The sequence below is a fragment of the Acetoanaerobium pronyense genome (assembly GCF_017874355.1).
Classification (GTDB): Bacteria; Bacillota; Clostridia; order Peptostreptococcales; family Filifactoraceae; genus Acetoanaerobium; species Acetoanaerobium pronyense.
In genome coordinates this window covers 200,825-214,548 of record NZ_JAGGLI010000001.1, presented here as the reverse complement: position 1 = coordinate 214,548, position 13,724 = coordinate 200,825, and the positions used below count along the sequence as shown (strand labels likewise).

The window sequence follows — 13,724 nt, the reverse complement described above, 5'->3', positions numbered from 1 at the left end:
TCCTCACCTCTTTTTTAGAATAAAGAGTTGGTATCTATTATTAGAGCAACTCCGCCATTTCCAAGTATTGTAGCTCCTGCAATCTGATTTATAAAGCTTAGATATTTGCCTAAAGATTTTATAACAATTTCTTGTTGTCCAATTAGATTGTCAACTATAAGCCCAATCTCTCTTTCTCCTTTTTTAACTATAACAACTGTGGCTTCGTCTTCCAATTCTTTAACCTCAGCACACATCAACTCTTCTGATAGTCTTACTAAAGGAAGAGTGTTTCCTCTATAAAGAACAACTTCTTTTTTTTCAACAAGTCTAATCCCTTTTGTATCTATGCTTGTAATTTCCTTAATATTATTTAGTGGTATTGCATATTTTTCTCCTCCTACAATTACAAGCAGCGCCTGTATAATGGCTAAGGTTAGAGGCAGTCTTATAATAAATTTAGAACCTTTATCAGTTTCTGTTTCTATCTCTACATTTCCTCCAAGAGCTTCTATTTTTGTTTTTACAACATCCAGCCCTACTCCTCTGCCTGATATATCAGAAATCTTATCAGCGGTACTAAAACCTGGCTCAAATATTAATTCTGCGGCTCTATTTATATCAAGTTCTTTTGCCTGCTCTGATGTAATAATCTCCCTTGAAATTGCAATTTGTTTTACTTTTTCAACATTTATTCCTGCTCCATCATCTGATACTTCTATTACAACTGTATTTCCATCTGGATAAGCAATTAAGTTTACTCTTCCTTTTTCAGATTTCCCTTTTTCTAATCTTTTTTCAGGTGTTTCTATTCCATGATCTATTGAATTTCTAAGAAGATGAATCAGAGGGTCTCCTATTTCATCAATTACAGTTCTATCTACCTCAGTCTCTTCTCCTGACATGTGTAATTCGATTTCTTTGTTTAAATCTTTAGACAAATCTCTAATCATCCTTGGAAAACGATTGAAAACTCTTTCAACAGGAACCATTCTAACTTTTGTAACAGCATCATGAAGGCTTGTAGTGATTCTTTCAAGATATTCAACTGCTTCTCCCATGCTTTGCTCATCTGAGCTTATTTCATCATCCTCAAGACGAGTTTTAACAATTATGAGTTCACTTACAAGATTCATTAAATTATCTAGCCTATCTATATCTACTCTTACAGTTTTAGCAGCTTTATTTTTCTTTTCTGTTTTTTCTTTCCCTTCATTTTCTTCAGGTGAAGTCTCATTTTTTTCTATATTATTAACTTCATTTATTATCTCTTGTTCATTACTTACATTAATTTCTTGGGATACTTTAGAAGTGTTTATATCGTATTCAGCTATCACTACAGACTTTACTTCTGAAACGTCCATTATAAGTTTTTCAATATCTTCTTGTGGTAACGTAGATGAAAAAAGTAATGTGAAAGAACTTTCAAACTTTTCATCTTCAATATCATCAGAGGAAGGATCTGAATATACTATTTCTCCATTTTCCTCAAGAGATTTAAAAACCAGAAATGCTCTTGCTGCTTTTAGCATGCAATTTGGCTCTAATTCAATCTTTAGAGAATGAATTTTGAATCCCTTTTCACTCATTTCACCAGCTACTGATTTTATTGTTTCCAAATCTTCACTAGAAATGCTAATACCAGCAGTATTATCTATTGTTAAAGGTTCTGATTGACTTTCTTTTTTTGCAGATACGCCACCCTTTTCAATTATTTCTAATCTTTTTATTATATCCGATATATCTATAGATTTTTCTTTACCTTCTGACTCTATAGCCTTTATTTGCTCTTCAAGTATATCAAGACCCTCGAAAAGTATATCTACTATTTCCTGCTCTGCATAAAGCTTCTGCCCTCTGATTCCATCAAGTATATTTTCCATCTTATGAGTTAGTGAGGCTATTACCTCAAATCCCATAGTAGCGGACATACCCTTTAGAGTATGAGCTATTCTAAAAATTTCATTTACAGTTTCAAGGTTTTCTCTGTTTTCTTCAAAGTTTAGCAAACATTGATTTAAACTTTGAAGATGCTCTTTGGACTCATCTATAAAAATATCAACATATTGTTCGAAATCTAGCACATTTACACCCCCATGATTTTGTTTAATTCCATAGCTATTTTTCCAAGTGGAACTATTTTGTCTATTTGACCTGTAGAAATTGCAGCCTTTGGCATTCCAAATACTACGCAAGTAGATTCATCTTCAGCAATATTATATGATTTTTTGCTGTTTTTTAAAGAAACTATCCCTTTTGTACCATCTGAACCCATCCCTGTCATCACTACAGCGATTACATCAGATATAGTACTTTCGCTTAAAGCTTGAAACATAAAATCTACTGAAGGCTTATGACCAGATACCTTCGGACCATCACTTAATTTAATACTATATTTCCCTGTTGCTATGCGTTTTATTTCTATATGTCTGTCACCTGGTGCTATATATACAGTCCCATTACAAAGAGGTTCTCCATCTTCAGCTTCTTTGACAGTAAGCTGAGATAGGCCATTAAGCCTTTCAGCAAGGGACTTTGTAAATCCTTTAGGCATGTGCTGAACTACTAAAACTGGTGCATCTATTTTGCCAGATACATTACTTATTACTTCTTGCAATGCTCTAGGTCCTCCAGTAGATGTCCCTATTGCGATAATTTTTTTTACGTCTTCGCACCTTCTATCCCTAGGGATAGGTTTTAAATTTCTTGAGCTTTCCATAGGCTCCTTTGGAATATATTCTGTAACAGTCTTTAATGACATTTTTTTTGTCTTAACCTTTGCTGCTTCCTTTACCTTTGTAATAATATCATCTTGTATATCAGATGAGCTCATTTTGAATATATTGGTAGGTTTTGCAACAAAATCCACTGCCCCCAAATCAAGGGCTTTAAATGTCATATCAGCACCTTCATTAGTAAGAGAGCTGAGCATTACCACCGGAGTAGGTTTAAAGCTCATTATTTCTTTTAACGTGTCTATACCATTCATTACAGGCATTTCAACATCCAAAGTTATTACATCTACTTCCTGCCGTGTTAAAAAATCAACAGCTTCTTTACCATTTTTTGCAGCGGCAATCACTTCTACACTTTGATCAGATTCTAAGATATCTTTTAATACTTTTCTTATAAATGCTGAATCATCAACTATGAGGACTCGTATCTTATTCATCATCTCATCCCTCTTTTAATTAACATTCTTTGCTGTTCAAATAAATAACCTATTAAATCATTTCTATCAATATCAGATATATCTACAAACTCCAGACTAATTTCATACCCTAATTCTTCGGATTTTTTTATATTTTTTACTAAAGCCTCTAATGAAAATGAATTTTCTCCGAGGGTAAACTCTATTTTAATAGATTCATCAAGGTCCAGCTTCATTCCAGTTTGAATCTTCACGCCCCCTCCGCTTAAATCCTTAGTAAATCCCTTTTCATATATTATATCCTCAATTCTCTTTATTTGAACAGGGATTATAACTTCTAAACGAAAGAAATTTCTTCTTTGACTTTTCTTTACTGGACTTATTATTTCAATAAGCATAGTAGGTATTTTTTCTTTATATTTAGATATAACTTTACCTTTAAAAGAGTATACACCTCGTTTTTCAAAGTTATATATAATCTCCAAAACACTTCCATTCATTATAGTTACAAGCTGATGATTTTTTATAGGTACCGCTATTTTTATATTCTTTTCTCCTACTATTTCTTCTACTTGACTGACATATTCAACTTTTTTTCCATTTTTTAGTTCTTCATTAAAAGTAATTTTTTGCCCTACTACAGGATAGTTTTTTTCCATCATCTTTTTCCTCCACTTGCAAAAATCCCTTTTAGCTTTGACATGAATCCAGTAAATCCAGTATCTTCAACTGGAGCATCTGTTATCTTTCCAGAAATATTTCTTATACACATTGCTGCATTTGATTTTGGATAGTCAATAATAAAAGGTTTTTGGCTTTTTACAGCTTTAGGAACTGCAGGATCGTCTAAAATACTTCCTAAAAAATTTAAATTCAAATCTAAAAACTTCTTGGAAACCATTTCAAGTTTAAGAAAAACATTTTTTGCCTCTGACATATTTTCTGCTCTGTTAACAACAATATTTATTTTCTTATCCTTTTCATTTAATGATATTACTTTTATAAGTGCATAGGCATCTGCAATAGAAGTTGGCTCACAGGTGGTAACTACTATCAGTTCCTTTGAAGCCTCTATAAATGATGTTACTGACTTTGAAATACCCGCTCCTGTATCAATGAGTATATAATCAGCCATCTCTTTGAGCCTATTTATCCCATTTAGCATAATATTCATATCGTAAAGAGAAAGTTCTGTCATTTCTTGAATTCCAGAGCCTCCAGAAATTATTCCTATCCCAAGTGGTCCTTGGATGATTATTTCTTTGATATCTATGCCTTGTTTTATAATATCAATAAGAGAGTATTTTGGCATAAGTCCAAGGAGAATTTCAACATTAGCAAGACCTAAATCAGCGTCTATAACAATTACTCTTTTTCCAAAGCTTTGGAGGGCTATAGCTAGATTGATAGTAAAATTACTTTTTCCAACCCCTCCTTTTCCACTAGATACGCATATGACCTGGGGCCCATCTAAAGATGAATTTTTTTCAGGTTCAATTTTTTCTTTTTTTATTATTGCTTCTCTTAGCCTATGAGCTTGGTCAAATCTTTGCATCTTTAATTCTCCCTTAAAAAATCATTGATAAAACCCTTTAAATCAAATATCTCTATATCATCAGGGACATTTTGCCCAAATGTAGTATAACTTATAGATTTACCCGCTTCATTCATTATATCGAATATTAATCCTAATCTGCTAGTTTCATCTAATTTTGTTACTATCAAATGATAATTCTCTATAAAACTATAATTCGATAATATTTCGTCAATATCTTCTTTGTTGAAGTTTGCTCCTATTACTAAAAATACCTCTTTATCATCTATAGTTTCTAGCATGTCTTTTAGCTCTGCCATATGCTTTTTATTCTTATGGCTTCTTCCAGCTGTATCTATAAATATGGTATCTCTTGTATCTAGTCTTTGAAGAGAGTCTTTTATGTCATTTTTATCATAAGCGACCTCTAGTGGGCAATTTAGAATCTCTGCATATGTTTTAAGCTGCTCTACTGCGGATATTCTATAAGTGTCTAGGGTCAAAAATCCTATTCTTTTATTTTCTTTTATAGAAAGACTTGACGCTATCTTAGCAAGAGTTGTAGTTTTGCCAACACCTGTTGGCCCTACAAAAACATTGTACTTTTTATTAAAAGAGCTTCTGCCTTCAATCTTAAATCCCTTAAATTTTTCTTCAAGAACTTTAGACATTATTCCTACTGAAGCCTCTCCTTGAGAAGAAATAGCCTTATCTACTATTTGAAGTGCCAGCTCTTGTGATATTCCTTTATCTCTTAAGAATTTTATAGATTCATTTTTACTTTTCTCTGACTCTTCGTCCTCTTCTGATTTAAAAGCGTCACTAAATTTTGCATTCAAATGATTGATTACCATTTTTATTTCGTCAATGTCTTTGCTTATAGTATCTTTTTCTATTGGTTTTGGGATAGTTCTAGAAGATGAAATTTTTATTTCATCTTCTAGGTCTTCATTGTTTTTTACATTATTTAAATAGGATTTAAATTTTTCATTTTGATAATTTTTATTTCTGTAGATTTCAGTATCTACCATAGAGGTTTTTAAAGGAGATTCTTTTCTTTTTAATTGTTTTTCCCTTATTTCTACAGCTGCTAAAATCTCAACTTGTTCTTTTTTCATAAAAGAAAATAGGCCTTTTGGCTTTATTTTTTTAGTTTGGAGTATAATTGCATCTTCACCTAATTCTTTTTTCACTTGTAACATTGCCTCAGCGGCAGTTTTTGCAACAAATTTTTTAATCTGCATTAAATACTCACCATCCCTATGGATTGAATTTTTGCTTTGGGATCTACTTCATTATATGAAAGAACAATTATATCATCACTAATCTGTTCAACAAACTTTTTAAAATAAAATCTGCAGACAGGGGCAGTTATTATTATAGGTTGTTCCCCAATTGAAAGTATTTTTTCAACTTCTTCCCCTAAGCTAGATATAAGTTTTTGTGATACTGAAGGGTCAAGAGCCATATATGTTCCAGTTTCAGTTGTTTGAAGAGACTCCATAATTGTTCTTTCAAGATCTGGATCAAGTGTAAGAACTTTTGCTTCAGTGCGAGGCATAAACTGCTTTGTTATAGATCTATACATAGATTGTCTTACATATTCTGTAAGCATATCTGTGTCTTTAGTAACTTGACCATAATCTGCAAGTGCCTCCATTATATTGCTAAAATTCCTTATTGATACTCCTTCTCTTAGAAGATTTGAAAGTACTTTTTGAATATCTCCAAGTGATAAAAGAGCTGGAACTACATCATCTACAAGAGTTGGATGTGTTTCCTTTAAATTATCCAGAAGCATCTTTACTTCTTGTCTTCCAAGAAGCTCAAAGGAATGTTTCTTTATAACCTCAGTAAGATGGGTGGAAATAATAGATGGAGGATCGACAACAGTATAGCCATATATCTCCGCTTTTTCTCTTTCTTTTTCGTCTATCCACTTTGCTGGAAGTCCAAAGGCCGGCTCTATTGTGTCAATCCCTTTTATATCTCCTTCTGCCATTCCAGGATTCATTGCAAGATAGTGATCAAAAAGGATTTCTCCACCAGAAATTTCTACGCCTTTAACTTTAATCATATATTCATTGGGTTGAAGCTGAATATTGTCTCTTAATCTAATCATAGGTACAACAATACCAAGCTCAAGTGCACATTGTCTTCTTATCATTACAAGTCTGTCAAACAAATCTCCACCCTGAGATTTGTCTGCAAGAGGTATTATTCCATATCCAAACTCAAGTTCTATTGGGTCTACATTTAAAAGAGGCAGTACATTTTCAGGACGTCTTATTTCTTCCACGTCCTCTTCTTTTGAGACTCCTTCTATTTCTTTAGGCTCCTCTGATGATCTTCTTAGCATATTAATCCCTGCTGCTAAAAATATCATAGATAATAGGAAGTATGGAATAAATGGAAGTGGTGTTACTGAAAGGAAAAACAGCACTCCTGATATAATAAACATTATTTGATAGTTATTGAAAAGCTGATTGACAAAATCCTGCCCTAAGCTAGACTCTGATGCAGCGCGAGTAACTACTATTCCAGTTCCTGTTGATATAAGAAGGGCTGGAATCTGAGATACAAGTCCATCTCCAACTGATAGTACTGTGAATCTTGAAATAGCTTCCATAAAAGGCATACCCATTATCATTACTCCGATTACAAATCCTCCAATGACATTTATAAGGGTAATTAATATACCTGCAATTGCATCTCCTTTAACAAATTTTGTTGCTCCATCCATAGCTCCATAAAAATCCGCTTCACGTTGTATCTTTAACCTTCGTTCTTTTGCTTGAGTTTCATCAATAAGACCAGAGTTTAAATCAGCATCTATTGCCATCTGCTTTCCTGGCATAGCATCAAGTGTGAACCTCGCTGCAACTTCCGATACCCTCTCTGCACCCTTAGTTATTACCATAAATTGTACTATAACTATTATTGTAAATACTACAAATCCTACTACTGGATTTCCAGCCATAACAAAATTTCCAAAGGCTTCGATTACTTGTCCTGCATTTCCTTCTCCAAGAATATATCTTGTGGTTGTGATATTGAGGGCAAGCCTAAAAAGTGTGGTAATTAGAAGCAATGATGGGAACACTGAAAAATCGAGCGCTTCTCTATTATACATAGCAACTACTAGTATAAGTAGTGCAAGTGATATATTTAAACTTAACATTACATCCACAAAAAATAGTGGTATTGGAATAATAATTATAAGTACGATGCCTATAACCCCTAGGGTTACTAAAATATCCTTAATCCTCATAAGGTCCCCCTTAAACTGCTCCTTTTAGAGAGTATACATATGCCAGAACTTCTGCTACTGCCTCATATAGTTCCGGTGGCACCATCTGTCCTATCTCAATTTCTTTATATAAAGCCTGGGCCAAAGGCTTATTTTCTACAAGTGGTATGCCCCCTTCTCTTGCTTTTTCTTTAATATTTTGTGCTATTAGGTTCTTCCCTTTAGCTATTATATATGGGGCATCAAATTTGCTTTCATCATATTTTATTGCAATAGCAAAATGTGTAGGGTTTGTTATTATTACATCTGCTTTAGGAATCTCCTGCATCATTCTTCTCATGGCAGCTGCCCTTTGCTTTTCCTTTATTTTTGCTTTGACCTGAGGATCTCCCTCAGATTGTTTGTACTCTTCTTTTACCTCTTGTTTTGACATTTTTAGATTTTTTTCATAGTCATATCTTTGATAGAAAAAATCAAGTATAGCTATTATTAAAATAGCAAAAGTCATTCTTATTGCAAGGTTCATAGCAAAATCATAGAGAAGATAAGAAAACTGAACTTTGCTTAGCTCCATACTTTTAAGAACAAGGCCAAAATTATCTCGCAAATATAAAAACCCTACAAAGCCTACAATACTAATTTTAAGAAGTGACTTTACAAGTTCTACTAAAGATTTTAATGAAAAAATTCGTTTAAATCCTTCTATAGGGTTTAGCCTCTCTGGCTTTACTTTTAGGGTCTCCGTTGTAAAAAGACTTCCAACTTGGATTCTAGAAGATATAAATGCAGCTACAAAACCAGCTCCTATAACTATAAAAACTGCTTTTGTTACAAAAAAAACTACATAAAGTACAGCTCTATAACCTCCCATTGTTGTTGAAAGAATGTCACTATAAAGAATATCCTTAAAAAAATAGATAGCTTCTGCAACTGTACGAAACATAAAGCCACCAGCTATCTTGAGTGCTAATACTGATGCCATTAAGGAAACAGTAGTATTAACTTCTTTACTTTGCAGGACCTGTCCTTTTTTCCTAGAGTCTTGCTTTTTTTTAGAAGTAGCCTTTTCAGTTTTTTCACCGGTAAAAAGCTGTAAATCTATATTGAAAGTAATAGGCTTCATAATCATCCTTTAATTATGTTTAAAAACCAAAACAAATATTTGTACATTTCCATAAGCATCTTTCTAATTAGATCTGCCATAAATGGAATAGAAATAATAAAAACTGCAAGTCCCATAAAAATTTTAAAAGGCATACCTACAATAAATACATTCATCTGCGGCATTATCTTTGCCATAAATGCCAGCAGAATATTACCAAGGAATATACTTATCATTATAGGTATAGAAACGGTTATTGCACTTATAAAAAAATATTCCATAAGCTTTCCTATAAATTCCAAAAAAGAGCCATTTATTACCTGACTCTGTCCCAAAGGCAAAACGCTGAAACTATTTATTAAAGATCTCATTAGATAGTGATGACCATCTATATATAAAAAAATTAAAAAAGCAAATATATCCATAAGTCTTGAGGTAATAGTAACCTGTCCTCCAAGCTCAACATCGTTTACTTGCGACATAGAAAGACCTATTTGAACATCCATTAAAGCTCCTGCTGACACAAATATTGCAAAAAACATTTGAGCTACATAACCTAAGCCTATACCTATTACAATCTCCTTTAATCCTAAAAAAATCAATTCTGCAGTCCCAACAGGTCTACCAAGTTCAAATACCATAAACGGAAGAATTATGTAAGAAACTATAATTGAAAACCCCATTTTAAGGACAGAAGGAAAATTAGTTCTGCTAAAAAAAGGGGCCGAAAGAAAAAATCCAGTCACCCTTGATAAAATAAGTAAAAAAACATTTATCGATATTATTACTGTGGTAAATAGTTCATTAAGCATATTTTATCCCATCATCTTATAAATATATCTACATTACTGAAGATATTTCTTGTAAATCCAACCATAGAGCTTATCATCCAAGGTCCAAAAATAACGAGTGATAGCATTACTGCTATTATTTTAGGTACAAATGCAAGAGTCGCTTCCTGTATTTGGGTTGTAGCCTGAAATATACTTACTAGAAGACCTACAGTAAGTCCAATGAGAAGCATTGGCGCAGACATTAAAAGTACCATAGTAAGGGCTTGTTGCATTACTCCTACAACTATATCCATATCCATAAAAAAACCTCCTAATTAAATCCTATAACGATGGACCTTACTACCATTTCCCATCCGTCTACAAGTACAAAGAGCAATATTTTAAATGGAAGTGATATCATCATAGGGGGAAGCATCATCATACCCATAGACATAAGGGTACTTGCTACAACCATATCAATTACTATAAAAGGCAAGAATAACAAAAATCCTACCTGAAAACCGGTCTTCAGCTCACTAATTATAAACGAAGGTATTAGCACCGTGTTAGGAATTTCTTCCAGTGTGATTCCTTCTTCCTGATTAAATCCCTCATCCTGAGAAAGCTCCATAAATAGCATTATATCTTTTTCTCTAGTTTGTCTAAACATAAACTCTCGTATTGGCACCATAGCTGTTCCAATAGCCTCACTTTGGGTTATTTCTTCATCAAAGTATGGTCTTAGAGCATCAGAGTAAACTACATTACCTACAGGTGCCATTATAAAGAGGGTCAAAAATAGGGCTAGTCCTATTATCACTTGAGAAGGAAGGGTTTGTTGAGTACCCATAGCACTCTTTAGAAGTGATAATATAACTATTATTCTAGTAAATGAAGTCATCATGATAATTATACTTGGAAGAAGGCTCAAAACAGTAAATAGAATAAGAAGCTCTATTGAGCTGCTGAGATTTCTAGGATCTTCCGAACCGCTTATCTGAAAAGAAAATTCAGGAACGGTCGGAGTCTGAGCCTCTATAACACTTCCAAATGCAACTACCATAATAATTGTAAAAAAACCTATAATTAACTTTTTTTTAGGGTTTATCATTTTTATCATTTTCCTCTTTACTTAGCTTGTCTAACAGAAAAATATTATTATTACTAGTTCCTATAAGATATTCTCTGCCTTTACAGTTTATAAGAAGTACCTGTTTATCTCTTGATATATAGGTTTTTTCAATTACCTTTAGATTTTTATTTCTGCTTAGTTTTTCATCTCTTTTTGCCAAAAATTCCGTTGAATATTTAGCTCCATAAAGTATTGCTCCAAATACACCCAGATAGAAAATAACCTTTATTATTTGAATAAAGAAATCCATATTATCCTATTACTTTTCTTACCGCTTCCACTATTCTGTCAGCTTGAAACGGCTTAACAATAAAATCCTTTGCTCCAGATTGAATAGCCTCTATAACCATAGATTGCTGCCCCATTGCAGAACACATAATAACTGCAGCTGAAGGGTTTATTTTTTTGATTTCTTTAACAGCCTCAATACCATCCATCTCAGGCATAGTAATGTCCATTATTACAAGATCTGGAGTAAGCTCCTTATACTTTTCTACAGCCTTTAATCCGTTTTCTGCCTCTCCTAAAACATCATATCCGTTTTTTACAAGTATGTCCTTAAGCATCATTCTCATAAAAGCCGCATCATCTACTAATAAAATTCCTTTTGCCATTATCTATAATCCTCCTTATTTATCAGATACTTTTAAGTCTTTTTTCCGCTTTAATTATATCTGTGACTCTAATCCCGTAATTTTCATCAATTACCACAACTTCCCCTTTGGCTATTTTCTTTCCATTAACCATTATATCAAGAGGTTCTCCTACAAGTCTATCTAATTCTAATATACTTCCAGGAGTAAGTTGTAAAATTTCATCTATAGATTTGGTGGTCTTGCCAAGCTCTACTGTAACTTTAAGAAGTACATCTTTAATTAAATCTATATTTTCAGGTACAGAGCCATGTCTTTTTGTTGGAGCATCAAAGCTTGCAAATGAAGCTGGCTGGACTCTTACATTATTTTGCTGAACATAATCTTGTCTAGGGCTTTCATAATCTGCTTCGTAAGAATCATACTCTGGTTCGGCTTCTCTTTCATAAGTGCTCTCAGCTCTATGAGCGCTTTGTTCAGGTGATTTAGGCATAGTAGTTGGCTCTTCCACCTTTAGCTCTTGCTGAATCTCTGGTTCATCAGATCCATATAGCATACCATTTACAAGACCTTTAGCAAAATCTATAGGCATAATTTGCATTATTGTACTATCAATCAAGTCTCCTATAGTCATTTTAAATGATGTACAAATAATTGGTTCTTTTGCAGATAAAAGTTCTGGATCTAAGCCTCCACCTTCAGCTAGATTAACCTTTGAAACAACTGGAGGGGTAATATCTATCTTTTTCCCTAACATTTCAGCTAGTGAAGTAGATGATGATCCTACCATTTGATTCATTGCCTCACTTATAGCACTTAGATGTATATCATTTAGTTCTTCAGGGATATCTGACTTTCCATCTCCTCCAAGCATTAGAGAAGTAATTATTTTAACATCATCTTCTTTTAGGATTAAAAGATTCATACCTTCTATTCCTATTCTGTAGTTAACCTGCACTGAAACAAACGGTATTGGATAACTGCTTGCTATGTCGCTTATTGTTGTCTCTTCAACACTCGGAGTCGTTATTTGAACCTTATGCCCAAGCAGTGTAAAAAGGGTAGTTGCTGCTGTACCCATATTTATGTTTCCAATTTCTCCAAGAGCATCTATCTCTATATCATTTAAAGCCGATGTTTTTGTAACTTCTTCTTCCTGAGGTCCTCCTTTTAAAAGAGAATCTATTTCCTCTTGAGAAAGCATGTCATTCCTCATAGTCATCATCACCCTTTTCTACCACTTTAGTAATTTTGAAGGCCATATTGTTTTTCTTCGTACCTGGCCGCCCAAAATATTTGGTTTTTCCTTCAACTTCAAGCTCTAAATCTTCATTTATACTCCTGTTTAATTTTATTACATCTCCAGCTTGGAGATAAATGAATTCTTCTACAGTTATATATGTATCACCTACTATAGCTGCTGCTTCAAGATTTGCTCTCTTTACCTTCTTTTTTAAGAACTGTTTTTCATCTTCAGTCATATCTTTCTTTACATTTGAAAACCAGAATCTTGTAGAAAGCTTTGGCAGTATAGGTTCTATAACTATGTGTGGCATACATACGTTTATAAGGCCTTCTACATCACCTATATTCACTCTTAATGTGATTAAAGCTACAGTTTCATTGGGAGAAACAATCTGAGCAAACTGGGAATTCGTTTCAAGTTTGTCAAGTGTTGGCTCAAGCTCAATTACATTTTCCCAAGGCTCTACTAAAAGAGCTGAAACCTGCTTCATTAGCTTAGCTAGTATAGTTTGTTCAATCTCGGTAAATGCTCTTGATTCAGAATCATATTTTCCATTTCCTCCGAGTATTCTGTCTATCATAGTAAAAGCCAATCTACTTGAAGCTTCCATTATTATCTGTCCTGGAAGAGGAGCAAAATCTATAACTGCAATAAGAGCAGGATTAGATATAGAGTTATTAAATTCGTAGTAAGAAAGCTCCTCTACTGATATTACCTCAACCTGAGTAATAGTCCTCAAATATCCAGATAAATATGTGTTGAATATCCTAGAAAAGTTCTCATGAATTATATTAAGAGTCCTAAGCTGATCTTTTGCCAATTTTTTAGGACTTTTAAAGTCATATTTTTTTATTTTGTTTTCTTCTGCTTCCTCTTTCATTTCAGAAACATCTATATCTCCAGAATTCAGAGCAGACAGAAGGGAGTCTATTTCGCTTTGTGACATAATATCTGCCAAGGTTCT

At 33.3% G+C, this 13,724-nt stretch carries 14 protein-coding genes; all 14 read right to left on the bottom strand.

Annotation, left to right across the window (positions count from 1 at the left end; genetic code table 11):
* Positions 1-14 precede the first annotated feature (14 nt).
* The 14 genes from J2Z35_RS01045 to fliM are packed head-to-tail and all read right to left on the bottom strand — an operon-like array spanning position 15 to position 13,718.
* Positions 15-2,063, bottom strand: coding sequence for a chemotaxis protein CheW (locus J2Z35_RS01045; RefSeq protein ID WP_209658436.1), 2,049 nt, complete (start codon positions 2,061-2,063; stop codon positions 15-17).
* 2 nt (positions 2,064-2,065) lie between these two features.
* On the bottom strand, positions 2,066-3,154 hold the full coding sequence (locus J2Z35_RS01040) for a protein-glutamate methylesterase/protein-glutamine glutaminase (protein ID WP_209658434.1): 1,089 nt from the start codon (positions 3,152-3,154) through the stop codon (positions 2,066-2,068).
* Positions 3,151-3,792, bottom strand: coding sequence for a flagellar brake protein (locus J2Z35_RS01035; protein ID WP_209658432.1), 642 nt, complete (start codon positions 3,790-3,792; stop codon positions 3,151-3,153). The genes J2Z35_RS01040 and J2Z35_RS01035 overlap by 4 nt, the downstream gene beginning before the upstream one ends.
* Positions 3,789-4,685, bottom strand: coding sequence for a MinD/ParA family protein (locus tag J2Z35_RS01030; RefSeq protein ID WP_209658430.1), 897 nt, complete (start codon positions 4,683-4,685; stop codon positions 3,789-3,791). Before J2Z35_RS01030 ends, J2Z35_RS01035 begins: the two co-directional genes overlap by 4 nt.
* A 2-nt stretch (positions 4,686-4,687) precedes the next feature.
* Entirely contained in the window at positions 4,688-5,908 is a 1,221-nt protein-coding gene (gene flhF, locus J2Z35_RS01025) for a flagellar biosynthesis protein FlhF (protein WP_209658428.1), read from the bottom strand.
* A complete protein-coding gene (gene flhA, locus J2Z35_RS01020; RefSeq protein WP_209658426.1) occupies positions 5,908-7,935 on the bottom strand; it encodes a flagellar biosynthesis protein FlhA in 2,028 nt (675 codons plus the stop codon). The genes flhF and flhA overlap by 1 nt, the downstream gene beginning before the upstream one ends.
* A gap of 10 nt (positions 7,936-7,945) precedes the next feature.
* On the bottom strand, positions 7,946-9,037 hold the full coding sequence (flhB, locus tag J2Z35_RS01015) for a flagellar biosynthesis protein FlhB (RefSeq protein WP_209658424.1): 1,092 nt from the start codon (positions 9,035-9,037) through the stop codon (positions 7,946-7,948).
* Between the two features lie 2 nt (positions 9,038-9,039).
* Positions 9,040-9,828 (bottom strand): flagellar biosynthetic protein FliR, encoded by a 789-nt coding sequence (gene fliR / locus J2Z35_RS01010; RefSeq protein ID WP_209658422.1) that lies wholly within the window; start codon positions 9,826-9,828, stop codon positions 9,040-9,042.
* An 11-nt stretch (positions 9,829-9,839) separates the two neighbouring features.
* Entirely contained in the window at positions 9,840-10,109 is a 270-nt protein-coding gene (gene fliQ, locus J2Z35_RS01005) for a flagellar biosynthesis protein FliQ (protein WP_209658420.1), read from the bottom strand.
* An 11-nt stretch (positions 10,110-10,120) separates the two neighbouring features.
* Positions 10,121-10,909 (bottom strand): flagellar type III secretion system pore protein FliP, encoded by a 789-nt coding sequence (gene fliP, locus J2Z35_RS01000; protein WP_330623305.1) that lies wholly within the window; start codon positions 10,907-10,909, stop codon positions 10,121-10,123.
* Positions 10,887-11,171, bottom strand: coding sequence for a flagellar biosynthetic protein FliO (locus J2Z35_RS00995; RefSeq protein WP_209658418.1), 285 nt, complete (start codon positions 11,169-11,171; stop codon positions 10,887-10,889). Before J2Z35_RS00995 ends, fliP begins: the two co-directional genes overlap by 23 nt.
* Position 11,172: 1 nt before the next feature.
* Complete coding sequence (locus tag J2Z35_RS00990; RefSeq protein ID WP_209658417.1) at positions 11,173-11,535, bottom strand: response regulator; 363 nt, start codon at positions 11,533-11,535, stop codon at positions 11,173-11,175.
* 22 nt (positions 11,536-11,557) lie between these two features.
* Entirely contained in the window at positions 11,558-12,730 is a 1,173-nt protein-coding gene (gene fliY, locus J2Z35_RS00985; protein WP_209658415.1) for a flagellar motor switch phosphatase FliY, read from the bottom strand.
* Positions 12,720-13,718, bottom strand: coding sequence for a flagellar motor switch protein FliM (fliM, locus tag J2Z35_RS00980; RefSeq protein WP_209658413.1), 999 nt, complete (start codon positions 13,716-13,718; stop codon positions 12,720-12,722). Before fliM ends, fliY begins: the two co-directional genes overlap by 11 nt.
* Between the last annotated feature and the right edge of the window lie 6 nt (positions 13,719-13,724).